We start from the raw sequence: 26513 nt of genomic DNA on the forward strand, positions 1-26513 counted from the left end.
CCTGATTCAAGCTGAAACGTTGTGCGCCGCGGCCTCTTGAGCCTTGGCTATTTCCTGGTTGCGCAAGATAAAGCGCTGCAATTTGCCGCTCGGGGTTTTCGGCAACTCGCTGACAAATTCGATTTCACGGGGGTACGAATGCGCGGCCAGACGCTTGCGCACGTGTAGGCGCAGTTCTTCGGCAAGCGCCGGTTCCGCGCGGTATTGCGGGTTGAGCACGACGAAGGCTTTGACCAGCTCGGTGCGCTCTGGGTCGGGCTTGCCGACCACTGCGGCTTCAACCACGGCAGGGTGTTCGATCAATGCGCTTTCCACGTCGAATGGGCCGACCCGGTAGCCGGAAGTGGTGATCACGTCATCGCTGCGGCCGACGAAGCTGATGCTGCCGTCCGGGTTCCACTCGACGGTGTCGCCGCTCAGGTAGTAATCGCCGACGAAGGCCTTGGTCGGCACGCCTTCATAGCCGGCGAACCAGCACATCGGCGACTGAGTGCGGTCGATGGCGAGGATGCCGGGCTGGCCGACGCCGAGTTCATTGTTCTGCTCGTCGAGCACCACGATGCGATGGCCCGGCGAAGCGAAACCGGCGGCACCGAGGTGGATCGGGTGTTCGAGGCCGTGGTGGTTGCACAGGACCATGCCCAGTTCGGTCTGGCCGTAGTGGTCGTGAATGACCACGCCGAGGTTGTCGGCAAACCAGCGGATAACTTCCGGATTCAACGGCTCGCCGGCGCTGCTGACGATGCGCAGCTTGCCCTTGATCGACTTGGCGAACTCGTCGCCGCCGGCAATCAGCAGGCGATACGCGGTGGGCGAACCGGTGAGGTTGGTGATGCCGTACTTGTTGATCACCCGGCAGGTACTTTCGAGGGTGAACGGGCCATCGTAGAACGTGATCGGGTGGCCCATCGACAACGGGCCGGTGACACCGAAATAAATGCCGTAGGCCCAGCCTGGATCGGCGACGTTCCAGAACGCATCTTCCGGGCGCAGGTCGACGGCATCGCGGGTGTAACTCTGGAACGCGACGATGGCTTTGAGCGGCACCGACAGTGCTTTCGACGGGCCGGTGGTGCCCGAGGTGAACATCAGCAGGAACGGCTCTTCGCCGGTCAGCATCACCGGTTCACAAACATTGGAGTGGTTGGGCAACTCGGCCCAGAAACTGAAATCGCCACGGACAATGCCCTGGCCTTTCGGGCCGCCGACAGTGACCAGCGTCGGGCAATCGGCGACTTCGCTGAGTTTCGGCCGGTTGGCGGCATCGGCGACCACCACTTTGGCGCCGGAGCTGTTCAGGCGATGTTCGAGGGCTTTGGGGCCAAACGCGGTGAACAGCGGTTGATACACCGCGCCGATGCGCCAGGTGGCGAACACGGTGATCAGCAATTCGATATTGCGCGGCAGCAGGCCGGCGACCTTGTCGCCCTTCTGCACGCCCTGGGCGAGAAGGAAATTGGCGAAACGCGCGGCTTTGTCCTGCAGGTCGCTGAAGGTGTACGTCGCACTGGTGCCATCGCGGCCTTCCCAGAACAGGGCGATGCGCCCCGGCAAGGCGTGGCGGTCACAACATTCGACGCAAGCGTTGAGCGCCTCGAGCGTGCCGCTGAGCGCGGCGTCCACGGTGTGCTGATAATCAAACTGTGCGGTGGCAGACAAGTAATCGCGCATTGCCAGAATCCCTCTGTTCTTATTAGGTTGGGGAACCGTAAACAACAGAGGAATACTCGCGCCGCACGCCGGCTGCGGCAATGGTCAAAGCCCTCAAAGTGGATGACTGGTTTGGCCAAGATTCCGGACTTTGATCGCTCCCACGCCGAGCGTGGGAACGAGAATCAACGGAGGGAGGTGTGGGTCAGGACGCTTCGTTGAGGATCAAGCTGCGATAGTGCCCAGGATTAGTCCCCGACCACTTGCGAAACGCCTTGTAGAACGAGCTCGCATCGGCAAACCCCAGCCGCGTGGCGATGTCGGCAAAACTGATCGAAGGCTCCGCCAGCCAGGTAATCGCCAGCTCCTTGCGCACGCTGTCCTTCAAACCCTGATAGGTGTGCCCTTCTTCCGCCAGACGTCGGCGCAGGGTCGAGGCCGACATGCACAGTTGCTGGGCCAGTGCGTCGGTTTCCGGCCACTGTTCGGCGGGCAGTTGCCGCAGATCCTGCTTGATCCGGCTGGCGAGGCTTTCCGGGTCGCGGTACTTCACCAGAATGTTGGCCGGGGCATGGGCCAGAAAGCGCTTCAACTCCTCAGCGCTGCGCTTGATCGGCAGATCCAGCACGTCAGCGGCGAAGATCATCCGCGTGCGCGGCCGATCAAAACGCAGGTTTTCCGAGAACATCACCCGATAGTCATCACAGAAATCCGGCGCCGGGCAGCGCAGCTCGATGGCAAGGATCGGAATCCGCCGCCCCGCCAGCCAGCACGCCACGCCGTGGACGATCATCCAGTAAGTGAAATAGGTGAAGGCGCGACGCGGTTCCGGATCGTCTTCCAGCAGCACGATCTCCGCCAGACTCTGCTGGTGCACCAGTTGCGCCGGCAGGCGTTCAAGCATCAACGACAGGAAATTCAAACCGCTGCTCAGCCCGGCCGCCAGGTTCGGCTGGGCCATTGCGCTGCGGCAGAGGAATTCGAGGCTGCCGGATTTCAGCTTGCGCGGGTCCATGCCGAAGAACTCGTCATCGCCGCGCCGCGCCAACAGGCGCCACAACCGCGCGTACTGGCTGGCCGGCACACGGGCGTCATCGGTGGGCAGCAACGCCGGATCGATCCCGACCTTGCTCAAGACTTCTTCCGTGGCCACGCCCGGGGCACAACTTTGCAGCAGTGCTTCGCGCACCAGTTGAATGGCGATGGTGTCTTTTTCCGACATGGAACGCGCGCAATCCTGTTGTTGTTCGAGTGGCGGGCATCTTAGCGCAGCTGGCTGGGCGGCGTGGATGTTCAGACTCGTTCAGCTGAGGTTCAGCTAAATGTCAATGAATGCCATGTGAGAATGACTTTCATTATGTTACAACTTGTAACCTCATTTCGTTACACAGTGACCGCCGAATGCTCGTTCCCTTTTTGATCATGTTGCGCGAAGGCATCGAAGCCGCGCTGATCGTTGGCATCATCGCCAGCTACCTGCAACAGACCGGCCGTGGCCAGTGGATGCCGGCGGTGTGGATCGGGGTGTTTCTCGCTGCTGCGCTGGCGTTGCTGGTCGGTGGTGGCCTGGAGCTGGTCAGTGCCGAATTCCCGCAAAAGCAGCAGGAACTGTTCGAAGGCGTGGTCGGGCTGGTGGCCGTGGGCATTCTCAGTTCGATGGTGTTCTGGATGCGCAAGGTGGCGCGTTCGATCAAGCATTCACTGCAAGCCTCCCTCGATCATGCGCTGACCGCGTCGAAGCATCAGGTCATCGCGCTGATCGCCATGGTGTTTTTCGCCGTGGCACGGGAAGGCCTGGAAACCGTGTTCTTCCTGCTCGCCGTGTTCCAGCAGAGCGAAGGCCCGGCCGCGCCGATCGGCGCCCTGCTCGGCCTGATTCTGGCGATCGTCGTCGGCTTCCTGATCTACAGCGGCAGCATGCGTTTGAATCTATCGGCGTTCTTCCGCTGGACCGGGCTGTTCATCCTCGTGGTCGCCGCCGGGATTCTCGCCAACTCGGTGCAGGCCCTGCATGAAGCCGGGGTGTGGAACCACCTGCAAACCGTGCTCTTCGACTTCAGCACGACGCTGCCGATGGACGGCCCGCTGGGCTCGGTGCTGGCCGGCATGTTTGGTTATCAGGATGCACCGACCGTCAGCACCCTCGGCGCGTACCTGATTTATCTGCTGGTGGCGCTGGTCATGTTCTTCATGCCGGCACCCAAACCCGCTGCCCAATCGTCTTCCGTTTCCAGCCAATAAGGGCCTTCATGTCAAAGCCTAATATTCCTCTGGCCTCCCCTCCCCGTGCCTTGCGCTGGGCGGTGGCCGGTTCGGTGGTCGTGATGATCGCCGCCGGTGGCCTGTTCTACTACGCCTCGAAACTGGCCGCCGCCAAACGTCAGCACAACCGTGACGAAGTGGTGGTCAACATCCATCCGCACAGTTGCGAACCGAACACCCTGACGGTGCCGGCCGGCCGCGCCAGTTTCCGCATCGTCAATCGCTCCGACCGGGCGGTGGAGTGGGAAATTCTCGACGGCGTGCTGGTGATCGAAGAGCGCGAGAACATCGCGCCGGGCCTGAGCCAGGTGATCAACGCCAACCTGCAACCCGGCGACTACGCCATCACCTGCGGCCTGCTGAGCAACCCGCGCGGCACCCTGCACGTGACGCCGACCGCCGCTTCGGATGCCGCCGCCAAGGCCAAGCCGTCGATGGTTGCCTTCGTCGGGCCGCTGTCGGAGTTCCGTGTCTACCTGGCCAGCCAGGGCAGCGCGCTGATCAAAGCCGTGACGGCGCTGAATCAAGCCATCGACAGCGGCGATCTGGCCCAGGCCCAGGCGTTGTATTTGCCGGCCCGCGCCGCGTACCAGCGTCTGGCCCCGGCCGCACAACGCCTGGCGGAACTGGACAACAGCATCAACGCCCGCGCCGATTACTTCGAAAAACGCGAGCTGGATCCGGCCTTCGTCGGTTTCCACCGCCTCGAATACGCGCTGTTCCAGCAACGCAAACTCGACGGGCTGACACCGATTGCCCAGGGCTTGCTCGACAACGTCACCACGCTGAAACAGCAACTGCTGGCCCAGTCGCTGCCACCGGAGCAGCTGGTGGAAATCGTCGTGCGCAACCTCAACACCCTCGCCGACGTGCGCGCCGCCAGCGGCGAAGAGGAACGCTACAGCCACAGCGATCTCAACGGCTTCGCGGCCAATCAGGAAACCGCGCAGAAAGTCGTCGAACTGCTGCGCCCGCTGCTGAGCAAATCCGCCGCCGACCTGCTGCCGAAAATCGACAGCGCACTGGCTGATTTCGATACCAAGCTGAACGGCTTCAAGGTCAAGGACGGCTACGCCAGTTACGACACCGTCAACGGTGAGCAACGCAAGCAGATCGCCGACAAGGCCAAGGCCCTGGCCGACGCCCTCGACGCCATTGATCCCGCCCTCGGCCTCTCCGGCCTGTAAGCAGAAGACGAATACCGATGAACGATTCCGAACACTTCAACCTGCAACGTCGCCGCGTACTGATGGGCATGGGCGCCGCCGGCGTCGCACTGGCCGGTACTGCCCTGAGCTGCCCGGCAATGGCCGCCGCCCCTGCGCAAGTCACCGAAGCGCCGAGCAGCGACAAGACCCAGGATCACCACGATTTCCATGGCGTGCACCAGACTGGCATCGTCACCCCGCGTCCGGCGGCCGGCATGCTGGTGTCGTTCGATGTGCTGGCCAGCGACCGTGAAGACCTGGAGCGGCTGTTCCGCACCCTCAACGAGCGCATCTCATTCCTGATGAAGGGCGGCCCGGTGGCGCAGATCGATCCGAAGTTGCCGCCGCCGGATTCCGGAATCCTCGGCCCGGTGGTGACGCCGGACAACCTGACCATCACCGTGTCCGTCGGCGAATCGTTGTTCGATGAGCGCTTCGGCCTCGCGTCCGCCAAACCCAAGCGTCTGGTGCGCATGGTCGGTTTCCCCAACGATGCGCTGGAAGCCGATTGCTGCCACGGCGACCTGAGCCTGCAGTTCTGCTCCAACACCGCCGACACCAACATCCACGCCCTGCGCGACATCGTGAAGAACCTGCCGGACCTGCTGCTGGTGCGCTGGAAACAGGAAGGCAGCGTGCCGCCGCAAGCCCCGGCCAAGCCCGGTGTGCCGGCGCAATCGGCGCGTAATTTCCTGGGTTTCCGCGACGGTTCGGCCAACCCGGATTCCAACGACGGCAAAGCCATGGACCGCATCGTCTGGGTGCAACCGGGCAGTGATGAACCGGCCTGGGCCACCCACGGCAGTTATCAGGCGGTGCGGATCATCCGCAACTTCGTCGAACGCTGGGACCGCACGCCGTTGCAGGAACAGGAAAGCATCATCGGCCGAGTCAAAACCACCGGTGCGCCGATGGGCGCCAGCCATGAGACCGAAGTCCCGGATTACAGCAAGGATCCGGAAGGCAAGCTGACCAAGCTCGACGCGCACATTCGCCTGGCCAATCCGCGCACCGCCGCAAGTCAGGCCAATCTGATCCTGCGCCGGCCGTTCAACTACTCCAACGGCGTGAACAAGAACGGCCAGCTCGACATGGGCCTTTTGTTCATTTGCTATCAGGCGGATCTGGAAAAAGGCTTCATCACCGTGCAGACCCGTCTCAACGGCGAACCGCTGGAGGAATACCTCAAGCCCGTCGGCGGCGGTTACTTCTTCACCCTGCCGGGTGTCACGGGCGACAAGGACTTCATCGGTCGCTCGCTGCTCAACGCTACTCAACCAAAAACAACTGCATAGCATTCAACAGGAGCCGCCCCCATGAAAAAGACGCCACTCGCGTTATTGCTGACCCTTGGTTTGCTCAACACCCCGCTGTCGGCGTTGGCCGCGACCGCGCCTCTGGATCTGGTGGGGCCGGTGTCGGACTACAAGATCTACGTCACCGAACAATTGGATGAACTGGCCAGCCACACTCAGCAGTTCACCGACGCGGTGAAAAAAGGCGACCTGGCCACCGCGCAGAAGCTCTACGCACCGACCCGCGTTTATTACGAGTCGATCGAGCCGATCGCCGAGCTGTTCAGTGACCTCGACGCGTCCATCGACTCCCGCGTCGACGACCACGAGCAAGGCGTGAAAGCCGAAGACTTCACCGGTTTCCACCGCATCGAGTACTCGCTGTTCTCGGAAAAGAGCACCAAGGATCTCGACGCCCTTGCTGATGGCCTGAACAAGGACGTGAAGGACCTGCAAACCCGCGTCGCCGGCCTGACCTTCCCGCCGGAAAAAGTCGTTGGCGGCGCCGCTGCACTGCTCGAAGAAGTTGCCGCCACCAAGATCTCCGGTGAAGAAGACCGTTACAGCCACACCGACCTCTACGACTTCCAGGGCAATATCGACGGCGCGAAGAAAATCGTCGACCTGTTCCGTCCGCAGATCGAGAAACAGGACAAAGCCTTCGTCGCCAAAGTCGACAAGAACTTCGCCACCGTGGACAAGATCCTGGCCAAGTACAAGACCAGGGACGGTGGTTTCGAGACTTACGATAAGGTGAAGGACAACGACCGCAAGGCGCTGGTCGGCCCGGTCAATACCCTGGCGGAAGACCTTTCCACATTGCGTGGGAAATTGGGTTTGAACTGAGACGTGTAGCGCCTGTTCTACCCCTTTCGCGAGCAAGCCCGCTCCCACACTGGATCTTCGCTGAGCACAATTTTGTGTTCAACAAAGACCCTGTGTGGGAGCGGGCTTGCTCGCGAAGGTATTTTTAGCAGCGCCGAAAATTTCGGATCCTAGAGAATGCGATACAGCAGCCGCTCGACCCGCACCCGGCTCACGCGCTTGAGGAATTTCGCCACCCCCGCCGGGTAGTCCGGCAAGGCTTCCAGGTCCTGGAATCGCTCGATCCGCGTGGTGTGTTCGAAGATGTTCTCCAGTTCCAGACGGCGCGGCTCCAGCCACTCGCCTTTCGGGTCATCGATCAGCAAGGCGTTTTCCAGATCGAGCCGAAACGCCCGCGGGTTCAGGTTATTGCCGGTCAGCAACGTGTAGCGCTGGTCGATCCACATGCCCTTGAGGTGATAGCTGTTGTCGCCTTCACGCCACAGGTGCAGGTTCAACTGGCCGCTGTCGATGTTGCGCTGATGCCGCTTGGCGAAGCGGCGCAGGCTGATCTCGTAGAGATACGGCAGCGCGGCGATCACCTTGAACGGCTCGCTCGGCGGAATGTAGAAGTCGTTGGCGGTCTTGTCGCCGACCACGATGTCGATCTTCACGCCGCGCGCCAGTGCGCGGTTGATCTCGCGGATCACCCCCAGCGGCAGGTTGAAGTACGGTGTGCAGATGGTCAGTTGCTTCTGGGCGCTGGCGATCAGCTCGAGAATCACCCGGTTCAGCGGATTGTTCTTGCCCACACCCAGCAACGGGCTGACCGACAGGCCAGTGTGCGCCGTGCTGCCGGCACTGGTGTCGTACGCCGCGTATTTCAGGCGGCTGCGCAGGTCGCCGATGTCGTTGCGCAGGCTGCGGGTGGTCGGCAGGTTCGGCAGGTCGAGGCGATGCACCGCTTTCGATTCGATCAGGCCGTGCTTGACCAGATGGTGCATCGAGTCCGCCAGTTCTCGGCTTTGCAACACGTGATAACGGTCGAAACGGTACTTGTCGAACTTGTGCAGGTAGACGTTGTTCAGGCTCGCACCGCTGTAGACCACGCAATCGTCGATCACGAAGCCTTTGAGGTGCAGCACGCCGAACAGCTCCCGGGTCTGCACCGGCACGCCGTAGACCGGCACCACGCTCTGGTGGGTGCGGGTCATTTCCTGATACCACGCCGAATTGCCCGGCTGCTTGCCGGCACCAATCAAGCCGCGCTGGGCCCGCAGCCAGTCGACGACCACCGCGATTTCAAGCTCGGGACGCTTGAGTTTGGCGGCGTGCAAGGCATCGAGGATTTCCTGGCCGGCTTCATCGTTTTGCAGATAAAGCGCGACGAGGTAAATGCGCCGGGTCGCCTGGGCGATTTTCTCCAGCAGGCAACGACGGAAATCGGCGGCGCCGGGCAGGATCGTCACGGCCTCGGCGGTCAGCGGAAAGCTGCGCAGTTTGGGCAGCAGAGAGCGTTTGAAAAGCAACGGCATAGGGCTCGCAATGGGTCGAATCCGAAGAACCCGAGAGCTTACACCATCAACTCCTTCGGGTCTTGTGAGTGTCTGTAATGACTTCATCACCAGCCGCCAGGTTCCCTCGGCTGAAATGCATTTTTTCTGTGGGAGCCGGCCTGCTGGCGATCGCTATCTTCCAGATGAAATAAATATCCGCTTGACCAAGGAGAACGATCGTTCTACTGTTCACCACATGAACGAAATCACACGTAACGACACCACCCGAGACATCATTCTGGATGTCACCGAAAAGTTGATCTACAAAAGTGGCATCGCCGCCACCGGCATGGATCTTCTGGTGAAAACCGCCGGCGTTTCCAGAAAGAGTATCTACCGCTACTTCGCCAACAAGGAGGAGCTGACCGTCGCCGCCCTGCAACGCCGCGACGTGCGCTGGATGCACTGGTACAGAAGCGCCGTCGATCAGGCCAAGACCCCGGCCGACCGCCTGCTCAACCTGTTCACCGTGCTCAAGGGCTGGTTCGCCTCGGAAGGCTTCCGGGGCTGTGCCTTCATCAATACCAGTGGCGAGACCGGCGATCCCGAGGATCCGGTTCGCCAGGTCGCCAAAGACCACAAACAGAAACTGCTCGACTACCTGTGCGAGCTGTGTACCGAACATGGGGCCGAGGACCCGCAACTGCTGGCCAAACAGTTGCTGATCCTGATTGACGGCGCCATTACCGTAGCGCTTGTGATGGGTGATCACAGTGCCGCCGATAATGCGCAATGCATGGCGCGAAAGTTATTGGACCTGTAACGCCTTAATAAGCCTGACAAGTTGTTTAACTGTTAACAGATCGGGAGACAAACATGTCTACTGCAGCCGAAGTTCGTCCGCCATTGCCACCGTTCAACCGTGAATCGGCCATTGAAAAAGTTCGTCTGGCCGAGGATGGCTGGAACTCCCGCGACCCGGAGCGCGTGTCGCTGGCCTACACCCTGGACACCAAATGGCGCAACCGCGCCGAGTTCGCCAACAACCGCGAAGAAGCCAAGGGTTTCCTGACCCGCAAATGGGCCAAGGAACTGGATTACCGCCTGATCAAGGAACTCTGGGCCTACTCCGACACCCGCATCGCCGTGCGCTACGCCTACGAATGGCACGACGATTCGGGCAACTGGTTCCGTTCCTACGGCAACGAAAACTGGGAATTCGACGAGCACGGCCTGATGTTCCAGCGTTATGCCTGCATCAACGACATGCCGATCAAGGAAAGCGAACGCAAGTTCCACTGGCCGCTGGGCCGGCGCCCGGATGATCATCCGGGGTTGTCCGAGCTGGGTCTGTAATTAAGTAGCCGATCCCTCCTGCATAGTGTGCAGGAGGGATTTTCAAGCAACTTCAGCGGTCTGGATCGATTGCGCTTTGGCTTCCAGTTCCCGCACCAACGGCAACACCCGCTGGCCGAAATACTCCACCTCTTCCTGAAAATGCAGGAATCCCGCCAATACCAGGTCGACACCCACCGCTTTCAGCGCCACGATCCTCTCGGCAATCTGCAGTGGCGTACCGATCAGGTTGGTCTTGAAGCCGTCGTTGTACTGCACCAGATCTTCAAAGGTCGATTTGGCCCAGTTACCCTCACCTTCCGGCGACGCCCTGCCCGCCTGTTTCGCCGCATCCCCAAAGGCATTCACCGCTTCCGGGTCCGCCTGATCGATGATCTGCGCCAGCACTGCTTTGGCTTCTTCCTCGGTATCCCGGGCGATCACAAACGCATTCACCCCGACTTTCACCGAATGCTGGTTCGCCGCCGCTTTGGCGCGAATATCGTCGACCTGCGCCTTGATACCCTCGACGCTGTTGCCATTCGTGAAATACCAGTCCGACACCCGTGCCGCCATGTCCCGCGCGGCACGAGAACTGCCGCCCTGAAAGATTTCCGGCCGGCCCAGCGGTTTCGGCTTGAGGCTGTAGTTGTCGAAGCGATAGAAATCGCCACGGAAGGTGAAATTGTCCTGACTCCAGATCCCTCGCAGCGAACGGATGAACTCCTCCGAGCGACGGTAGCGCTCGTCATGCTCCAGCCAATGCTCGCCAATCGCCTGGAATTCGCCCTTGAACCAGCCGCTGACGATGTTCACCGCGATCCGGCCGTTGGTGAGTTGATCGATGGTCGCCAACTGTTTCGCCGCCAGCGCCGGTTGCCACGGCCCGGGCAAAATGGCGGCGATGACTTTGAGTTTGCTGGTGGCCGCGAGCAGCGCATGGCTGAAAGCAACCGATTCATGCTGGAACTCGGCACCGTAGCCCGCAGTGAAGCGGATTTGCGTCAGGGCGTATTCGAAACCCGCCGCCTCGGCCAGTTGCGCCAGCTTGCGGTTGTAGTCGATGCCCCAATCAGTGCGTTGCTCGATCTTGCTGACCACCAGCCCACCGCTGACGTTCGGCACCCAGTAGGCAAATTTAACGGCTTGCTGACTCATTGGCGTGTCCTCGGGACAGTTGATGAAGGTGAGTGAGCTAGAGCAGCAAGCGTGCCAGCCCCTGAAGACCGGTTTTATTGGGGCTTCCGGCAAACGGCATGCATGGTGAGAGGGTGATTTGTTGTTAGCGTGTTGGGTGGGCAACAGTTGGGATTTGAAGTGGCTGGACCCAAGCTATCGCGAGCAGGCTCGCTCCCACAGTGGGAATGCATTCCAATGTGGGAGCGAGCCTGCTCGCGATAGGACCACATGGGTCGCCGCAACACCTGGAAATGAGTAACATGACTGCCCTCCCCGCAGCCCAGCTCTGCAACCTGCCGAATAAGCCGATTCCATGCCTTTCGAACTCAGCGTTGACCTCACCACCCTGGCCGTTCTGGCCCTTGTCGCTTTCATTGCCGGATTCATCGACGCCATCGCCGGCGGTGGCGGTCTGTTGACCACGCCTGCGTTGCTCACCGCCGGCCTGCCGCCGCACCTGGTTCTGGGCACCAACAAGTTGAGTTCGACCTTCGGTTCGGCCACCGCCAGTTTCACTTTCTACCGACGCAAGCTGTTTCACCCACGGCAGTGGATGCATGCCATCGTCGGCACCCTGGTTGGCGCGCTGACCGGCGCCATCGTCGCCCATTACCTGCCCGCCGAATGGCTGAACAAAATGCTGCCGGTGATCGTCTTCGCCTGTGGCCTGTACCTGTTGTTTGGCGGCACGCCGAAAGCGCCGCTGGACAGCGACGCGCCGATCAAGAAAAAGTGGCAATCGACCCAGGGCTTCAGCCTCGGTTTCTACGACGGCGTGGCCGGCCCCGGCACTGGCGCGTTCTGGACCGTCAGCAGCCTGCTGCTGTACCCGATCGATCTGGTCAAGGCCAGCGGCGTGGCACGCAGCATGAACTTCGTCAGCAACATTGCCGCGCTGTCGGTGTTCGTGTTTTCCGGGCAGGTGGACTGGATCATCGGCCTGAGCATGGGCCTGTCGGTGATGGTCGGCGCATTCTTCGGGGCGCGTACCGCGATCAGCGGCGGCGCCAAGTTCATTCGTCCGGTGTTCATCACCGTGGTGCTGGGGTTGACCGTGCGCCTAGCCTGGCAACACTGGTTCAGCGTGGCCTAAGCGCCGCGCCACATAGACGTCGATCAGGTAACGGGCAATCGATTTGGACGCCGGCAACGGCGGCAGAGCGTGCACGTTGAACCACTGGGCGTCTTCGATCTCGTCTTCCTGACAGACAATCTCGCCACCGGCATATTCGGCATGGAAGCCGAGCATCATCGAGTGCGGGAACGGCCAGCACTGGCTGCCCATGTACTGAATGTTCTTCACCTCGATCTGCACTTCCTCGCGCACTTCGCGGATCAGGCAATCCTCGGCCGACTCCCCAGGTTCGGCAAACCCGGCCAGCGTGCTGTAGACCCCGGTGACAAAACGCGGTGAACGCGCCAGCAAGATCTCATCGCCACGGGTCACCAGCACGATCATGCTCGGCGAAATCCGCGGATAACTGCGCAGATCGCAGGGCTGGCAATACATCGCCCGCTCCCGTGGCACCTGGGTCATGGCCTGACCGCAATTGCCGCAGAAACGGTGTTCCCGAGCCCACGTCCCGATTTGCGCCGCGTAACCCAGCACTTTGTAGATCGTGTGATCGCCGTCGAGCATGAACGCCCGCAGGCCTTTCCAGTTGCACCCCGGCACCTCGCTGGTGCTGTGCAGTTCCAGCAGGTACACCGGCTCGCCATCAAGGTGGCCGATACCGTGCTCGGCCAGGATCGACAAGTCCTGGCGCTTGAGCCATTCCCGGGGGAACAGCGCGCCGTTGTCATCGAACAGAAAACCCTCGGGGCTGCGCGCCACGGCCCAGCCGCCGGGTTGATCGGTGTCCAATACTGCAGTGGTCCAGCGAGATGTCATGGTTTCTCAATCCAGAAATTCGGGTTTCTGTTTGCTCATATGGGCGGCCATGGCCACGCGCAAATCGTTGGATTGCAGCATGGCGGCGTTCCAGGTGGCAACGTACTCGAGACCGTCGTCGATGCGATGGTCGCGCATGTAGCTGATCATTTCCTTGGTGCCGGTGACCGCGATCGGCGACTTGCCGGCGATGTCCCGAGCGATGTCCATCACGCCTTCGATCAGGCTGTCCTTGTCGCTGTAGACGCGATTGACCAGGCCGATGCTGCGCGCTTCTTCGGCTCCAAAGGTGCGACCGGTGTAAGCCAGCTCACGCAGCATGCCGTCACCGATGATCCGTGGCAACCGTTGCAGGGTGCCGACGTCGGCCGCCATACCGATGTCGATTTCCTTGATCGAGAATTGCGCGTCTTCGGCGGCGTAGCGCATGTCGCAGGCGGCGATCAGGTCGATGGCGCCGCCCAGGCAATAACCCTGGATCGCCGCGAGTACCGGTTTGCGGCAATTGTCGACCGCATTGAAGGACGCTTGCAGGCTCAGGATCTTCTTGCGCAGCAGGCGCGCATTGCGGCCGACGTCCTTGCCCAGCTCATTGGCCACACCGGCCAGCATCATCAGGTCGATGCCCGAGGAGAAGTGTTTACCGGCACCGCTGAGCACCACCACCCGCACTTCGTCGGTGTCGTCGATCCACTGGAACACCTCGACGATTTCACTCCAGAACGCGGCGTTCATCGAGTTGATCTTTTCCGGACGATTGATCTGCACATGGGCGATGTTGTCGGCCAGTTCGACGCTGAAGGCGGTGTATTGAGTCATGGCAGAAATCCTTTACCGGGCTGAAAATGAGGCCCGAACTATAACAAGGCATCAGCACGGCGGTTCGGCCAAATGCGGGACTCTAGCCGTTCTTCACCGCCACGAAGGCGGCGGTCTCGTAAGGCACCGTCACTATCTCCCTGCCCCGCAGCTGCGGCTCGCCGGCAATCAGTTGAGCAATCTGCTCGTCGATCTTCGCGCGCTGCTGATCGCTCAGCGCGGCAATGAAACTGGTGGAGCGCACTCGGTTGAAAATCACATCTTCCGGCGCGCCGGTATGCCCGTGCTGGAAATGCTGCGCCTGCAACGGCCCGAACGCCGGATGGGGAAAGGCCTTGCGCCATTCGCCGGTGTAGAAGCGCGGCGTGTCGCCTTCCAGCGCATTGACGATGGCGTCCAGCTTGGGCACCCAGTCGATCCGGGTGTCGCGCAGGTTCCAAATCAGGCCCAGCTTGCCACCCGGCTTGAGGACCCGGGCGATTTCATCCAGGGCTTCGGTACGGGCAAACCAGTGAAAGGCTTGCGCGCACACCACGGCATCCACCGAGGCGTCGGGCAGCGGCAAATCCGTTGCTGTGCCGCTGACGGCCAATACCTGCGGCCAGGCCAGCGACAGTTTTTCCAGCATCTGCGCCACCGGCTCTACGGCAATCACCTGGGCGCCGGTCGCCACCAGCCGTCCGGTGAACTTGCCGGTGCCGGCGCCGAGGTCGATAACAGTCTTGTGGGCATCGAGGCCCAGTGTGCCGGTCAGCCATTCGCTGACGGCCGGCGGGTAGTCGGGCCGGCCTTTGACGTAGGTGTCGGCGGCGGTTTTGTAGCCGCTGGCGGCCGAGTGGTGAACCTGATCTTTCATGGCCAAACTCCCATGGTAGAACTGCAGATCGACGACGAACGCTGACCAGCATAGCGCCGGAAAAACGGCTTTCCTTTAACAAAGCCTGACAAAGCAATGAATAAATGTTCACCCTGCGGTGTTCAAAGTGAAACATGACCCCTTGTGGAGCCTTGCCCATGACTATCCGTTCCGTTATGTTCGCCGCCCCGTTGCTGGTAGCCGCCGTTTTCGCGAGCCCCCTCGCCTTCGCCAATGGCGATGAAGAGGCGCCGGTGCAGAAACCCAACTGCCCCAAAGGCCAGGTATTCGACACCAAAACGCAGAAGTGCGTGATGCAGACCAGCCATCTGGTGCCCGACGCCGACCGGACCGATTACGCCTACCGCCTGGCCAAGGCCGGCCGTTACGAAGAAGCCCTGGCCCTGCTCGATACGCTGGAACAACCGAACACCGCCAAGGCTCTCAACTATCGCGGTTACGCGACGCGCAAACTGGGGCGCACCGACGAAGGCATCGGTTATTACCTGCAATCGGTGAAGCTTGATCCGCAGTACGCGCAGGTCCGCGAATACCTGGGCGAGGCTTACGTCATCAAGGGCCGCGTCGATCTGGCGCAGGAACAGTTGCAGCACATCCAGAAGATCTGCGGCACGACCTGCGAGGAATACCGGGACCTGGCCGAAGCCATCAACGATTCATCGAAAACCTGACACGACACGCGGAGGCGAACATTTTCAGCGATCAGGCCTTCAGAGCCGAACTCGGGCAACACTTGGCGCGCCTGTGGCGTTACGGCTTGCTGCTGTCGCGCAATCGGCACGTGGCAGAGGATCTGGTGCAAGCCACCTGCGTGCGGGCGCTGGAGCGTTCGGGCCAGTACGTGGCCGGCACGCGCATGGATCGCTGGCTGCTGAGTATCCTGCATTCGATCTGGCTCAACGAAGTGCGCTCCCGCCGGGTGCGCCAGGGCCAGGGTGTGGCGGATGCCGACAGGCAGCTGACCTTCGATGGCGAATACGCCGCGCAGACTCATGTGATGGCCGCGCAGGTGATCCGCCGCGTCGATGCGCTGCCGGAAACTCAACGTGAAACGGTTTATCTGGCCTACGTTGAAGGCCTGTCCTACCGCGAAGTCGCCGAGATCCTGCAAGTGCCGATCGGCACGGTCATGAGCCGCCTGGCCACCGCGCGCCTGAAGCTGGCCGAATACCCGCCGCTGCAAGCGGTACCGAACCCCCCCGCAGGAGACCGGCAATGAATACGCCTTCCGACGAGCAACTGGTGGCGTATCTGGACGATGAACTGGACCGCGAACAGCGCAGCCAACTCGACGGCCTCATCGCCGACGATCCGCTGCTGAATTTGCGGGTGCAATGGCTGAGCCGCAGCACCCTGCCGTTCAAGGCCGCCTATGACGAACAGGCGCAACAGGCGCCGCTCGACCGTTTGCAGGCCCGGCTCGATGCCGCGCCGTCACCGCAGAAACCCGGTTTCAGCCGGCGCTGGTTCATCGGCGCGGCGGCAGCGGGCGTGGCGCTCGCAGCTGTTGCGGCGGACCGTTTGTTTCTGGCCTGGCAAGCGCAGCAATCGCACAACTGGCGCGAACTGGTGGGCGATTACATGGCGCTGTATGTGCCGCAGACCCTCGAACATCTGCCCACCGATGAAGCCTCGCAACTGGCGCAGTTGCGAACCGTCGATGCGCGGCTGGGTGTAAGCCTGTCGCCGGCGAAACTCAAACTGCCCGGCGCGCAGTTCAAACGCGCGCAATTGCTCGAGTATGACGGCGTGCCCATCGCCCAGATGACCTGGCTCGACGCCACCCACGGCCCGCTGGCGCTGTGCGTCACGCGCACCAACAGCGGCAGCCAGCCGCTGGCCCATGAACGCCGGCACGGGATGAACGTGGTGTACTGGACCGAACGCGAACACGCCTGGATGCTGATCGGCCATCACCCGGCTTCCGAGCTGGAAGACATGGCGAAAATGTTTAAGACCAGGCTGAACGTTTAAAGAATTTTGTCACTATGCTGCTCGGGTGATTTTCCAAGAAGGATGGATTTATGCCGATTTCGCCACGCACAGCCCTGCTGGTCATCGACGTGCAGAACGACTTCATTCCCGGCGGCCAACTGGCCGTGCCGGAAGGTGATTTGATTGTTCCGCTGATCAACCGGCTCGCCGGGCAGTTCACGCAAGTGGTCATTGCCCAGGACTGGCACCCGGCCGGACATGCTTCGTTTGCGACCAGCCATCCCGGCCGTCAGCCCTATGACGTGATTCAACTGACGTATGGCGAGCAGACGCTTTGGCCGGATCACTGCATTCAGGGCTCACACGGTGCCGAGTTTCATTCGGGACTTGATCTTCCCCATGCGCAATTGATCATCCGCAAGGGCTGCAACCCGGACATCGACAGCTATTCGGCGTTTCTGGAAGCGGACCGCGTCACGACTACGGGTCTGGCCGGTTATCTGAAGGAACGCGGGATCGACACGGTGTATATGGTCGGTCTCGCGCTGGATTTCTGTGTGATGTTCTCCGCGCTGGATGCGCGGGCGGCTGGGTTCAATGCGTTTGTGGTGCTGGATGCGTGCCGGGCGATTGATTTGAATGGATCACTGGCGGCGGCGATCGAACGGATGCAAGTGGCCGGGGTTGGATTGATCCAGTCGACTGAGATCCTCTAATCCAGAACACTGATCGCTCCCACGCTCCGCGTGGGAATGCATACCGTGACGCTCCGCGTCACAGTGGACGCAGAGCGCCCATGGCGGCATTCCCACGCAGAGCGTGGGAACGATCGTCACGAGTGCTAAACGGGGGTTGGCAGCCAGAGCCTGAACCGCGCCCCGCCCAACGGCGAACCTTCCACCGTCAACGTCCCGCCCTGGGCCTCCAGCGCCCGACGGCTGATGGCCAGTCCCAGACCAAACCCGCCCGTGGCGCGGTCACGGCTGCGATCCAGTCGATAGAACGGCTCGAAAATTCGCTCCCGCTCGTCTTCCGGAATGCCGATCCCGTCATCATCCACCCAGATCTCACAGCCCTTCGGGCAGACCTGCACGCCAATCTGAATGCGTTTTTCGCAATAGCGCATGGCGTTGCGCAGCAGGTTCTGAATCGCCCGGGCTGTCAGGCGTGGATCGAGGGTGAAGCGCTCCAGCTGATTGTGCAGCAGCACATCGATGACGATTTCCGGGGATTCCAGCTCTTCGTCGACGCTGCCCAGAATGCTGTCGATGAACTCGTCCAGCGACACCTCGACCTGCTCGGGCAACTTCGCCGGATTCTGCAAACGGCTGTAAGACAGCAACTCCAACACCAGCTCATCCAGTTCGCGGATGTGCGCGACCAGCCCTTGCAGGCGTTCGCGGCTGGCTTGCGGCAAGTCGTCGGACAGCGCCAGCGCCAGGCCGAAGTCCAGACGGGTCAGCGGCGTGCGCAGCTCGTGGGACACGGCGTTGAGCAGGTCCCGCTGCTGGTTGAGCAGGTTTTCGATGTCGCCGGCCATGGTGTCGAACACGTTGGCCAGGCTGCCGATGTTGGAGCTCGGGCCAATTTGCGTGCGCTCGCTCAAATGGCCCTTGCCGAAACGTTCGGCCGTGCCCTTGAGGCGTTCCAGATCGCGCCAGTGCGGACGAAACCAGAGCAACAGGCACGCCAGCAGGCTCGCGCCGATGAGCACGTTGATGCTCCAGTACAACAGATTCACGTCCATCGGATCCGGCGGCACCACCATCTGCACTGCCATTTCGTCATTCAGCGGCGTGACCGCCAGCGTGCGCCAGCCCCAGTCGCCCACCCGCACCATGTTCTCGCCGCGCCGCAGGCGTTCTTGCTCGATGACGGTGAAGCCGGGGTCATCGATACGGGCGAGCACGATGTGCAGCGGCTGGAAATCCTTGTCCATCGACGCCGCTAGTGCCGGCCACTGATCCTGCGGCACCGCGCGAAACTGCTTGGTGATCAACGATTGCAGGCCACGGGAATAGTCGAGGTTGTAGGTGACGAACCGCTGCTTGAACGCCATCACCACCAGATCCGGCACCAGATAGATCGCCGCACTGTAGGAGACGATCGTCACCAGATAGAGGCGAAACAGGATTCTGAACATCGAATCAGCATTCCCACTCGGAACGGCTGAACAGATACCCCTTGCCCCACACGGTCTTGATCTTGCGCGCCTCGCCGGCGTGGTCGTCGAACTTGCGCCGCAGTTTGGAAATCGCTACGTCTACCGAGCGGTCGGTGCCGTTGAATTCGATGCCGCGCAGACGTTGCAGAATCTGGTCGCGGCTCAGCACTTCACCGGCGTGGCGGGCCAGCACCACCAGCAGGTTGTATTCGCCGCTGGACAGCTCGACCGGTTGTTCACGCCAGGTCACCGTGCGCTCCGATAAATCGATGCACAGGTTGCCCATCAGGATCCGGTCGTTGGCGGTCATCGGCTCGCCGAGGCTGCTGCGCCGCAGCAATGTGCGCACCCGAGCCAGCAGGACGCGCGGCTCGCAGGGTTTGGTGACGTAATCGTCGGCGCCCATTTCCAGGCCCAGCACCTGATCGTGGCTGTCGTCACGGGCGGTGAGCATCAGGATCGGCAGCGTTGCCGAGTCGGCGCGCAACAGGCGACAGACCTGCAAACCGTCGAGCCCCGGCAGCATCAGGTCGAGAATCACCAGGTCCGGCGGATTGAGCCGTGCCCGCTCGCGCACATGGTCGCCACGACCGATCACGCTGACGGAGTAACCGTTGCGTTCCAGATAGCTGGAAATCAGTTCGGCGAGGGCGGTGTCGTCTTCGACCAGAAGAATGTTGGGCATTGAGGTGATCCAGAAATACAGTGGCGACCCATCGTCCGCTATCGCGAGCAGGCTCGCTCCCACATTTGGAATGCAATCCCTTGTGGGAGCGAGCCTGCTCGCGATGCTTTATCTGTCGCAATAAATATCAAGGCGTAAAGGATATACGCCCTCACCCGTCCCTGAGCAAAACCCTTACACAATTTCACACAGCACCTACAAAGCTTCACCGCTACCCTCGGCGACTGTCCGTAGGATGCGCAGATCAATATTGGGGGTTGTACATGTCGAAGAATCTGCTGGCCGGGCTCGGCCTGATCGCATTGGCGCTGACGCTGAGCGCCTGTGATAAATCCTCGAACGCCGAGGAACAGGCGCCGCCGGCCACCGTGCGGATCGAAACCCTTGAGGCGCGCCCCCTGTCGATCAGCAGCGAACTGAGCGGGCGGATTGCCGCCCCGCGCATCGCCGAAGTCCGCGCCCGGGTCGCCGGCGTGGTACTGCAACGTACCTACCGCGAAGGCAGCGACGTGAAAAAGGGCGACGTACTGTTCCGCATTGATCCGGCGCCGTTCAAGGCCGACCTCGATAGCGCCGAAGCCGCGCTGCGCAAGGCTGAGGCCAACGCGTTCCAGGCAAAACTGCAGGAGCAGCGCTACGCCCAGTTGATCGAAGACAAGGCCATCAGCGCTCAGGACTATGACAACGCCCGCGCCAACGCCCGGCAGACCGCCGCCGACGTGGCCGCCAACAAGGCTGCCGTCGAGCGGGCGAAGCTGAATCTGGGCTACGCCACCGTCACCGCGCCGATTTCCGGGCGCGTCGGTCGTGCTCTGGTGACCGAAGGCGCGCTGGTCGGCCAGAACGAAACCACGCCCATGGCGCTGATCCAGCAACTGAACCCGATCCACGCCGACCTGACCCAGTCGACCCGCGAATTGAATGAACTGCGCCGGGCATTCCGTTCCGGCCAGTTGCAGCAGGTCGGCCAGGATCAGGTCAAGGCCACGCTGATCCAGGACGACGGCAGCCTCTATCCGTTACCCGGCAAGTTGCTGTTCAGCGACATCACGGTCGATCCGGGCACCGGGCAGATCATCCTGCGCAGCGAGTTCCCCAACCCGGATCTCGATCTGTTGCCCGGCAGCTACGTTCGCGTGCGCCTGGAACAAGGCGTGATCCAGCACGGTCTCACCGTGCCGCAACGCGCGGTACAGCGTGACAGCGCCGGTGTGGCGCAAGTCCTGACTGTCGACGATCAGATGCGTGTTGCCCAGCAGCCGGTGCAGCTTGGCGCTGTGCAGAACGACCGCTGGATCGTCACCGGTGGCCTGAAGGCCGGCGACCGCATTGTCATCGAAGGCCTGCAACACGCCCGTCCGGGCGAAGTGGTGCAGATCGACGACACCCCTCTTCCACTTGCCCAGACCTCTGGTCAGTAAGCAGGACGCTCTTCTATGCCGCAGTTCTTTATCGACCGCCCGGTGTTCGCCTGGGTCGTCGCGTTGTTCATCCTGTTGGCCGGTGCGCTGGCCATCCCGCAATTGCCGGTGGCGCAATACCCCGACGTCGCGCCGCCGCAGATCGAAATCTACGCCGTGTACCCGGGCGCCTCGGCGCAGACCGTCGATGAAAGCGTGGTCAGCCTGATCGAGGAAGAGCTCAACGGCGCCGATCACCTGCTGTACTTCGAATCGCAAAGCAGCCTCGGCAGCGCCACGATCAAGGCCACGTTCCAGCCGGGCACCAACCCGGAGCTGGCGCAGGTTGATGTGCAGAATCGCCTGAAGGTAGTCGAGTCACGCCTGCCGCAAGCGGTCAATCAGCAAGGTTTGCAGGTGGAGAAAGTCTCCGCCGGCTTCCTGTTGCTGATCACTTTGACCTCCAGCGACGGCAAGCTCGACGACGTGGCGCTCAGCGATTACCTGGCGCGCAACGTGATGAACGAGATCAAGCGCATCGACGGTGTCGGCAAGGCCCAGTTGTACGGCGCCGAGCGGGCGATGCGGATCTGGGTCGATCCGCAGAAGCTGATCGGTTTCAACCTGACACCCGCTGACGTCAACGCCGCCATCGCCGCGCAGAACGCCCAGGTGTCGGCCGGCAGCATCGGCGATCTGCCGAACCCGAGCACTCAGGAAATCACCGCGACGATTCTGGTCAAGGGCCAATTGTCGACGCCGGAAGAGTTCGCCGACATCGTGCTCAAGGCCAACCCGGACGGCTCCACCGTGCGCATCAAGGATGTGGCGCGGGTCGAGATCGGCAGCCAGGAATACCAATTCGGCACCCGTCTTAACGGCAAGCCGTCCACCGCCGTCGGTGTGCAACTGTCGCCGGGCGCCAACGCCCTCAGCACCGCGACTTTGATCCGGGCGAAGATGGATGAACTGTCGCGCTACTTCCCGGCGGGCGTGGAATACAAGATTCCTTACGACACGTCGCCATTCGTGAAGGTCTCGATCACCAAAGTGGTCTACACCCTCGGCGAAGCCATGCTGCTGGTGTTCGCGGTGATGTTCCTGTTCCTGCAGAACATCCGTTACACCCTGATTCCAACCCTGGTGGTGCCGGTGGCGCTGATGGGTACCTTCGCCACCATGCTGGCGCTGGGGTTCTCGATCAACGTGCTGACCATGTTCGGCATGGTGCTGGCCATCGGCATTCTGGTGGACGACGCCATCGTGGTGGTGGAGAACGTCGAACGGATCATGGCCACCGAAGGCCTGTCGCCCAAAGAAGCGACACGCAAGGCGATGAGCCAGATCACCGGCGCTATCATCGGCATTACCCTGGTGCTGGTGGCGGTGTTCATTCCGATGGCCTTCATGCAGGGTTCGGTGGGTGTCATCTACCGCCAGTTCTCGCTGTCGATGGCCACCTCGATCCTGTTTTCGGCCTTCCTCGCCCTGACCTTGACCCCGGCACTGTGCGCCACCTTGCTCAAGCCGATTGCCAAGGGCGAACACCACGAAAAAACCGGGTTCTTCGGCTGGTTCAACCGCCGTTTCGAGCAACTGACCGATCGCTATCAGGCCTGGGTCGGTTACGCGCTGAAACGCACCGGTCGTTACCTGCTGATCTACGTTGTGTTGCTGGTCGGCCTGGGTCTGTGCTTCGCGCGCCTGCCCTCCTCGTTCCTGCCGGTCGAGGATCAGGGTTACACCATCACCGACATTCAACTGCCACCCGGTGCGAGCAAGAACCGCACGGTGCAGGTGGTCGAGCAGATCGAAGCGCACAACGCCGGCGAACCGGGTGTGGGCGACAGCACCGTGATTCTCGGTTTCAGTTTTTCCGGTAGCGGGCAGAACGCCGCGCTGGCGTTCACCACGCTCAAGGACTGGTCACAGCGCGGCAGCGACGACTCGGCAAGTTCGATTGCCGACCGCGCCAACATCGCCCTCAGCCAGATCAAGGATGCCGTGGCGTTCGCCGTGCTGCCGCCGCCGGTGGATGGTTTGGGTACGTCCAGCGGCTTCGAGTTCCGCCTGCAGGATCGCGGCGGCCTCGGTCATGCGACCTTGATGGAGGCTCGCACCCAGTTGCTCGCGGCCGCCGAGAAAAGCCCGATCCTGATGAACGTGCGTGAAAGTGCGCTGGCCGAAGCGCCGCAAGTGCAGCTGGAAGTGGATCGCAAGCAGGCCAATGCACTTGGGATTTCCTTCGCCGACGTCGGCAACGTGCTGTCCACCGCCATCGGCTCCTCGTACGTCAATGACTTCCCCAATCAGGGGCGGATGCAACGGGTTGTCGTGCAGGCCGAAGGCGACCGTCGCAGTCAGGTCGATGACCTGCTGAAGATGCACGTGCGCAACGACGCCGGGAAAATGGTGCCGCTGTCGGCATTCGTGCGAGCCACATGGACTCAAGGCCCGGCGCAACTGACCCGTTACAACGGCTACCCGGCAATCTCGATTTCCGGTGAGCCGAAACCCGGCCACAGTACCGGCGAAGCCATGGCGGAAATCGAACGGCTGGTGGCGCAAGGGCCGAAAGGTCTGGGTCAGGAATGGACTGGTCTGTCGTTGCAGGAGCGTTTGTCCGGCAGTCAGGCACCGATTCTGCTAGGGCTGTCGCTGCTGATCGTGTTCCTGTGTCTGGCGGCGTTGTACGAGAGCTGGTCGATTCCGACTTCCGTGCTGCTCGTTGTACCGCTCGGCGTGCTCGGTGCGGTGCTGGCGGTGACTTTGCGCGGGATGCCCAACGACGTGTTCTTCAAGGTCGGGCTGATCACCATCATCGGTCTGTCGGCGAAGAACGCGATCCTGATCATCGAGTTTGCCAAGAGCCTGTATGACGAAGGTCACGATCTGATTGATGCCACGCTGCAAGCGGCGCGTCTGCGGTTGCGGCCGATTGTCATGACTTCGCTCGCGTTTATTCTGGGTGTGGTGCCGCTGGCGATTGCCACCGGCGCGAGTTCAGCGAGTCAGCAGGCGATTGGGACCGGGGTGATTGGCGGGATGATTACGGCGACGCTGGCGGTGATTTTTGTGCCGGTGTTCTTTGTTGTCGTCATGAAGCTTGTACAACGATTCACCAAACCTCACTGATCTCAATGCGGGATTGGCAAACATCCGGCATTGTGGCCACACCTGTCAACGCTGGGCTAAGGTGTCAGCACACCCTGGCCCATCGAGTTCCCATGCGCTTCCTCGCCCGCACCCACCCTCGCCTCTCCGCCGCCGTGTTATTCGGTCTTGCCGTCGGCCTGCTGGTCCCTGCCGACTCGGTCATCAGCAAAATCCTTATCGGCTGGAACGCCGGCGTCTGGACCTATCTGCTCCTGATGTTCTGGCTGACAGCTCGCGCGAAAGCACCGGACGTCAGACGCATCGCCGAAGTCGAGGATGAAAATGCCGGGCTGGTACTGTTCGTTGTGTGCATCGCGGCGCTGGCCAGCCTCGCCACCATCACCTTCGAACTGGCCGGCAGCAAGGACCTCGAAACCACCCGCAAACTCCTGCACTATGGTTTCACCGCACTGACGGTCATCGGTTCATGGCTGCTGATCGGAGTGATTTTCTGCGTCCACTACGCCCGGCTGTTTTATACCTGGGACGGCAACGAACCGGCGCTGCGCTTTGCCGAAGGCCTGACGACGCCCAACTATTGGGACTTTCTGTACTTCTCGTTCACCATCGGCGTCGCCGTGCAGACGGCGGATGTTGGCGTGGCCACGCGGGAGATACGCAAGATCGTGCTGGCGCAGTCGTTGATCGGATTTGTGTTCAATACGGCGATTCTTGGGCTCTCGATCAACATTGCGGCCGGGCTGTTCGGCTAATCAGTGCATCAGATAAAAATCACACAAACGGCGCACTGTAAACTGTCAACTCTGACAGTTTACAGTGCGCCACTTTAGCAGTCTGATACCTCATCCCGAGGGTAGTCTTTATGAAGCGGGATACTTTGTGATGACATGGAGATTATTTCGATGAACGCAAAAACGCTCAACACCCGGCAGGCTCCCCGAGCAGGAATGTGTGAAGGAAAGCTGAATGACTCTGAACAGTTCAAGGCATCGCTGGTTGAACTCACCTTAGAGGAATACGATCCGCCACATGGTAAAGCACTTCAAATGTATGCCCGCCATCGCGATTTACAACAACGCGCCACGAAGGAAATCATTCTTTCTTTCTCCGAAGGAGCGGCCGATGGCACGTACGACCTGACTCCCGAACAGACCGTAGTCAGGTTGACGTATGTTTACAATAGAAGTCAAACAGAGGCTTACATCTATTCACAAATGAGTGGGAAAGCAGATTTGAAATTCGATTCGATCAGCGGCGTCCTAAGCGGCGAACTGAAAGACGCGATTGTTGAATACAGAGAGGATGAAACACCGGTCCAACTGAAAATCAACGTAAAATTCGAAGCGGTCAACCACATTGTTATGTACGGTGCCACCAAACAAAAACGTGTCGCGTAATAACTGGCATAAAATAAAAAATGAAACCACGCGGTTTAATGCCAGTCAGTTAAGCTGACTGGCATTTTTGTTTTTGATCGGGTACTTCGGCGATTTTAGCCGGATAGCCCGAGGATAAATGCGCTCTTCCCGGCATTGGGGCAACACACAGTGCGAGGCCGAGGCATGCAGTTCGGCGAGATATTTGGGGATGTTCCCTGAGCGATCCGCAGAAACGCCGTTGATAAACCCCGGGATCGCCCAGGTACACGCGGTGAAGCTCAGTTCGCACGGATGGATGCCTGGACAATGGCGGCTCATTTCCACCATCTGATAACGCAACAGGTTGTAGCCCAGTAATACGCCCCACAACTCTTGTTCGATCATCTCGGGCGTCTTGCTACGCAGCATGTAGCTGCTGTTGAGCAGTGTCTGTTTCATCTCCCGGCCCCCTAATTCGATCTCCCAGCGATGGCTGTACAGGTCGACGATTTCATCGGAAGGAAAACGCAGCGGATCGGCCATCGACGTCAAAATCTGACAGACCTTGCCCTTGACGGTTTTGCTCAGGAGCCTTGCGGTCAGGCGCTCCGGCAATTCCGGCCATTGCTTGCGGGCCTGCGGCGAAGTGCTTAACGAGACCACCGCATCCTGACGGCCCAATCGCTGAATGACTTCGTACTGCGCCCCTTTGCGTAACGGCATCAGCCAATGCCGCTCGGTGCCGGCCTGCTGCCATTGGTGCAGCAACCCCAGGGAATAAAAACCGCGATCGAACAACGTCAACGATGTGATCCGGCGTGGTCTCGATCAGTTGCTCTGCCAGCTTCATTTCGGCGACACCAGACTGTTTCAAGGCCTGCTCGACCAGAAAAGGGTCAAGCAACGAGTCCAATCCCTCGAGGGAATCGGGAGTCGAGACGAAGTTGTGGGTTAGTTCCAATGCCCGAGCCAGACGCATAAAAAAATCCGATGCCTATTCAGGCATCGGATTTTGATTTCTTGCGGCCAAAGGTCAAG

General features: G+C 61.0%; 25 protein-coding genes. 15 read left to right on the plus strand and 10 right to left on the minus strand.

Features of this window, described 5'->3' with window-relative positions; translation table 11 throughout:
• Positions 1-6 precede the first annotated feature (6 nt).
• The gene (locus CAF76_RS02215; protein WP_085646660.1) at positions 7-1671 is read right to left on the minus strand and encodes an AMP-binding protein; all 1665 of its coding nucleotides are present in this window, start codon (positions 1669-1671) and stop codon (positions 7-9) included.
• Positions 1672-1855: 184 nt separating this feature from the next.
• Positions 1856-2872, minus strand: coding sequence for an AraC family transcriptional regulator (locus CAF76_RS02220; protein ID WP_085646661.1), 1017 nt, complete (start codon positions 2870-2872; stop codon positions 1856-1858).
• A 179-nt stretch (positions 2873-3051) separates the two neighbouring features.
• Here CAF76_RS02220 and efeU point away from each other — a divergent pair, with 179 nt between their 5' ends.
• The 4 genes from efeU to efeO (CAF76_RS02240) are packed head-to-tail and all read left to right on the plus strand — an operon-like array spanning position 3052 to position 7261.
• Complete coding sequence (gene efeU / locus CAF76_RS02225) at positions 3052-3891, plus strand: iron uptake transporter permease EfeU (protein ID WP_085646662.1); 840 nt, start codon at positions 3052-3054, stop codon at positions 3889-3891.
• An 8-nt stretch (positions 3892-3899) separates the two neighbouring features.
• A complete protein-coding gene (efeO, locus tag CAF76_RS02230; RefSeq protein WP_085646663.1) occupies positions 3900-5099 on the plus strand; it encodes an iron uptake system protein EfeO in 1200 nt (399 codons plus the stop codon).
• Between the two features lie 17 nt (positions 5100-5116).
• A complete protein-coding gene (gene efeB, locus CAF76_RS02235; protein WP_085646664.1) occupies positions 5117-6415 on the plus strand; it encodes an iron uptake transporter deferrochelatase/peroxidase subunit in 1299 nt (432 codons plus the stop codon).
• A 21-nt stretch (positions 6416-6436) separates the two neighbouring features.
• A complete protein-coding gene (gene efeO / locus CAF76_RS02240; protein ID WP_085610380.1) occupies positions 6437-7261 on the plus strand; it encodes an iron uptake system protein EfeO in 825 nt (274 codons plus the stop codon).
• Between the two features lie 149 nt (positions 7262-7410).
• Here the strand turns inward: efeO (CAF76_RS02240) and pssA are convergent, their stop codons facing one another.
• The gene (gene pssA, locus CAF76_RS02245; RefSeq protein ID WP_085646665.1) at positions 7411-8754 is read right to left on the minus strand and encodes a CDP-diacylglycerol--serine O-phosphatidyltransferase; all 1344 of its coding nucleotides are present in this window, start codon (positions 8752-8754) and stop codon (positions 7411-7413) included.
• Positions 8755-8971: 217 nt separating this feature from the next.
• Between pssA and CAF76_RS02250 the strand changes: the two genes are divergently transcribed.
• The gene (locus CAF76_RS02250; protein ID WP_085646666.1) at positions 8972-9538 is read left to right on the plus strand and encodes a TetR/AcrR family transcriptional regulator; all 567 of its coding nucleotides are present in this window, start codon (positions 8972-8974) and stop codon (positions 9536-9538) included.
• Between the two features lie 53 nt (positions 9539-9591).
• Complete coding sequence (locus CAF76_RS02255; protein WP_007951263.1) at positions 9592-10071, plus strand: nuclear transport factor 2 family protein; 480 nt, start codon at positions 9592-9594, stop codon at positions 10069-10071.
• Positions 10072-10113: 42 nt separating this feature from the next.
• Here the strand turns inward: CAF76_RS02255 and sfnG are convergent, their stop codons facing one another.
• Positions 10114-11208 (minus strand): dimethylsulfone monooxygenase SfnG, encoded by a 1095-nt coding sequence (sfnG, locus tag CAF76_RS02260; RefSeq protein WP_085646667.1) that lies wholly within the window; start codon positions 11206-11208, stop codon positions 10114-10116.
• A 334-nt stretch (positions 11209-11542) separates the two neighbouring features.
• On the opposite strand from sfnG, the gene CAF76_RS02265 reads away from it, so the two are divergent.
• Positions 11543-12322 carry a TSUP family transporter gene (locus CAF76_RS02265; protein WP_027611974.1) on the plus strand — a complete coding sequence of 260 codons (780 nt, stop codon included), beginning with the start codon at positions 11543-11545 and terminating at the stop codon, positions 12320-12322.
• On the opposite strand, the gene nudC is transcribed toward CAF76_RS02265, so the two are convergent.
• From nudC to CAF76_RS02280, 3 genes are all read right to left on the minus strand, one after another.
• A complete protein-coding gene (gene nudC / locus CAF76_RS02270) occupies positions 12290-13120 on the minus strand; it encodes an NAD(+) diphosphatase (protein WP_064596865.1) in 831 nt (276 codons plus the stop codon). The two genes, CAF76_RS02265 and nudC, sit on opposite strands and share 33 nt — an antisense overlap.
• 6 nt (positions 13121-13126) lie before the next feature.
• Positions 13127-13939 (minus strand): crotonase/enoyl-CoA hydratase family protein, encoded by an 813-nt coding sequence (locus tag CAF76_RS02275; RefSeq protein WP_085646668.1) that lies wholly within the window; start codon positions 13937-13939, stop codon positions 13127-13129.
• 82 nt (positions 13940-14021) lie between these two features.
• Positions 14022-14795, minus strand: coding sequence for a class I SAM-dependent methyltransferase (locus CAF76_RS02280; protein ID WP_064596869.1), 774 nt, complete (start codon positions 14793-14795; stop codon positions 14022-14024).
• A gap of 158 nt (positions 14796-14953) precedes the next feature.
• On the opposite strand from CAF76_RS02280, the gene CAF76_RS02285 reads away from it, so the two are divergent.
• From CAF76_RS02285 to pncA, 4 genes are all read left to right on the plus strand, one after another.
• Positions 14954-15487 carry a tetratricopeptide repeat protein gene (locus CAF76_RS02285; protein ID WP_007951256.1) on the plus strand — a complete coding sequence of 178 codons (534 nt, stop codon included), beginning with the start codon at positions 14954-14956 and terminating at the stop codon, positions 15485-15487.
• Positions 15488-15549: 62 nt separating this feature from the next.
• Positions 15550-16035 carry a sigma-70 family RNA polymerase sigma factor gene (locus CAF76_RS02290; RefSeq protein WP_143491794.1) on the plus strand — a complete coding sequence of 162 codons (486 nt, stop codon included), beginning with the start codon at positions 15550-15552 and terminating at the stop codon, positions 16033-16035.
• Positions 16032-16790, plus strand: coding sequence for an anti-sigma factor (locus tag CAF76_RS02295; protein WP_085646670.1), 759 nt, complete (start codon positions 16032-16034; stop codon positions 16788-16790). The genes CAF76_RS02290 and CAF76_RS02295 overlap by 4 nt, the downstream gene beginning before the upstream one ends.
• 50 nt (positions 16791-16840) lie before the next feature.
• Complete coding sequence (gene pncA / locus CAF76_RS02300; RefSeq protein ID WP_085646671.1) at positions 16841-17467, plus strand: bifunctional nicotinamidase/pyrazinamidase; 627 nt, start codon at positions 16841-16843, stop codon at positions 17465-17467.
• Positions 17468-17592: 125 nt separating this feature from the next.
• Here pncA and CAF76_RS02305 read toward each other — a convergent pair whose 3' ends face one another.
• Together CAF76_RS02305 and CAF76_RS02310 are read right to left on the minus strand one after the other, a co-directional pair.
• Positions 17593-18894 (minus strand): ATP-binding protein, encoded by a 1302-nt coding sequence (locus CAF76_RS02305; protein WP_085646672.1) that lies wholly within the window; start codon positions 18892-18894, stop codon positions 17593-17595.
• A 4-nt stretch (positions 18895-18898) separates the two neighbouring features.
• Positions 18899-19600 carry a response regulator transcription factor gene (locus tag CAF76_RS02310; protein ID WP_007960391.1) on the minus strand — a complete coding sequence of 234 codons (702 nt, stop codon included), beginning with the start codon at positions 19598-19600 and terminating at the stop codon, positions 18899-18901.
• Between the two features lie 263 nt (positions 19601-19863).
• Between CAF76_RS02310 and CAF76_RS02315 the strand changes: the two genes are divergently transcribed.
• The 4 genes from CAF76_RS02315 (at position 19864) to CAF76_RS02330 (ending at position 25514) form a co-directional block, all read left to right on the plus strand.
• Positions 19864-21021 (plus strand): efflux RND transporter periplasmic adaptor subunit, encoded by a 1158-nt coding sequence (locus CAF76_RS02315; protein WP_064596879.1) that lies wholly within the window; start codon positions 19864-19866, stop codon positions 21019-21021.
• A 15-nt stretch (positions 21022-21036) separates the two neighbouring features.
• Positions 21037-24135: an efflux RND transporter permease subunit gene (locus tag CAF76_RS02320; RefSeq protein WP_085646673.1), complete on the plus strand. Its 3099-nt coding sequence runs from the start codon at positions 21037-21039 to the stop codon at positions 24133-24135.
• 92 nt (positions 24136-24227) lie between these two features.
• Complete coding sequence (locus CAF76_RS02325) at positions 24228-24869, plus strand: DUF1345 domain-containing protein (protein ID WP_085646674.1); 642 nt, start codon at positions 24228-24230, stop codon at positions 24867-24869.
• Positions 24870-25019: 150 nt separating this feature from the next.
• On the plus strand, positions 25020-25514 hold the full coding sequence (locus CAF76_RS02330) for a hypothetical protein (protein WP_085646675.1): 495 nt from the start codon (positions 25020-25022) through the stop codon (positions 25512-25514).
• A 45-nt stretch (positions 25515-25559) separates the two neighbouring features.
• Here the strand turns inward: CAF76_RS02330 and CAF76_RS02335 are convergent, their stop codons facing one another.
• Positions 25560-26279 (minus strand): IS4 family transposase, encoded by a 720-nt coding sequence (locus CAF76_RS02335; protein ID WP_218190792.1) that lies wholly within the window; start codon positions 26277-26279, stop codon positions 25560-25562.
• Positions 26280-26513: the final 234 nt, after the last annotated feature.

It is taken from the genome of Pseudomonas sp. B40(2017), from assembly GCF_002112855.1.
GTDB lineage: Bacteria > Pseudomonadota > Gammaproteobacteria > Pseudomonadales > Pseudomonadaceae > Aquipseudomonas > Aquipseudomonas pharyngis.

Excerpts from the sequence above, each read along its gene's own strand:
- CAF76_RS02215 (WP_085646660.1), bottom strand. The coding sequence starts at position 1,671 with ATGCGCGATTACTTGTCTGCCACCGCACAGTTTGATTATCAGCACACC.
- CAF76_RS02220 (WP_085646661.1), bottom strand. The coding sequence starts at position 2,872 with ATGTCGGAAAAAGACACCATCGCCATTCAACTGGTGCGCGAAGCACTG.
- efeU (WP_085646662.1), top strand. The coding sequence starts at position 3,052 with ATGCTCGTTCCCTTTTTGATCATGTTGCGCGAAGGCATCGAAGCCGCG.
- efeO (WP_085646663.1), top strand. The coding sequence starts at position 3,900 with ATGTCAAAGCCTAATATTCCTCTGGCCTCCCCTCCCCGTGCCTTGCGC.
- efeB (WP_085646664.1), top strand. The coding sequence starts at position 5,117 with ATGAACGATTCCGAACACTTCAACCTGCAACGTCGCCGCGTACTGATG.
- efeO (WP_085610380.1), top strand. The coding sequence starts at position 6,437 with ATGAAAAAGACGCCACTCGCGTTATTGCTGACCCTTGGTTTGCTCAAC.
- pssA (WP_085646665.1), bottom strand. The coding sequence starts at position 8,754 with ATGCCGTTGCTTTTCAAACGCTCTCTGCTGCCCAAACTGCGCAGCTTT.
- CAF76_RS02250 (WP_085646666.1), top strand. The coding sequence starts at position 8,972 with ATGAACGAAATCACACGTAACGACACCACCCGAGACATCATTCTGGAT.
- CAF76_RS02255 (WP_007951263.1), top strand. The coding sequence starts at position 9,592 with ATGTCTACTGCAGCCGAAGTTCGTCCGCCATTGCCACCGTTCAACCGT.
- sfnG (WP_085646667.1), bottom strand. The coding sequence starts at position 11,208 with ATGAGTCAGCAAGCCGTTAAATTTGCCTACTGGGTGCCGAACGTCAGC.
- CAF76_RS02265 (WP_027611974.1), top strand. The coding sequence starts at position 11,543 with ATGCCTTTCGAACTCAGCGTTGACCTCACCACCCTGGCCGTTCTGGCC.
- nudC (WP_064596865.1), bottom strand. The coding sequence starts at position 13,120 with ATGACATCTCGCTGGACCACTGCAGTATTGGACACCGATCAACCCGGC.
- CAF76_RS02275 (WP_085646668.1), bottom strand. The coding sequence starts at position 13,939 with ATGACTCAATACACCGCCTTCAGCGTCGAACTGGCCGACAACATCGCC.
- CAF76_RS02280 (WP_064596869.1), bottom strand. The coding sequence starts at position 14,795 with ATGAAAGATCAGGTTCACCACTCGGCCGCCAGCGGCTACAAAACCGCC.
- CAF76_RS02285 (WP_007951256.1), top strand. The coding sequence starts at position 14,954 with ATGACTATCCGTTCCGTTATGTTCGCCGCCCCGTTGCTGGTAGCCGCC.
- CAF76_RS02295 (WP_085646670.1), top strand. The coding sequence starts at position 16,032 with ATGAATACGCCTTCCGACGAGCAACTGGTGGCGTATCTGGACGATGAA.
- pncA (WP_085646671.1), top strand. The coding sequence starts at position 16,841 with ATGCCGATTTCGCCACGCACAGCCCTGCTGGTCATCGACGTGCAGAAC.
- CAF76_RS02305 (WP_085646672.1), bottom strand. The coding sequence starts at position 18,894 with ATGTTCAGAATCCTGTTTCGCCTCTATCTGGTGACGATCGTCTCCTAC.
- CAF76_RS02310 (WP_007960391.1), bottom strand. The coding sequence starts at position 19,600 with ATGCCCAACATTCTTCTGGTCGAAGACGACACCGCCCTCGCCGAACTG.
- CAF76_RS02315 (WP_064596879.1), top strand. The coding sequence starts at position 19,864 with ATGTCGAAGAATCTGCTGGCCGGGCTCGGCCTGATCGCATTGGCGCTG.
- CAF76_RS02320 (WP_085646673.1), top strand. The coding sequence starts at position 21,037 with ATGCCGCAGTTCTTTATCGACCGCCCGGTGTTCGCCTGGGTCGTCGCG.
- CAF76_RS02325 (WP_085646674.1), top strand. The coding sequence starts at position 24,228 with ATGCGCTTCCTCGCCCGCACCCACCCTCGCCTCTCCGCCGCCGTGTTA.
- CAF76_RS02330 (WP_085646675.1), top strand. The coding sequence starts at position 25,020 with ATGAACGCAAAAACGCTCAACACCCGGCAGGCTCCCCGAGCAGGAATG.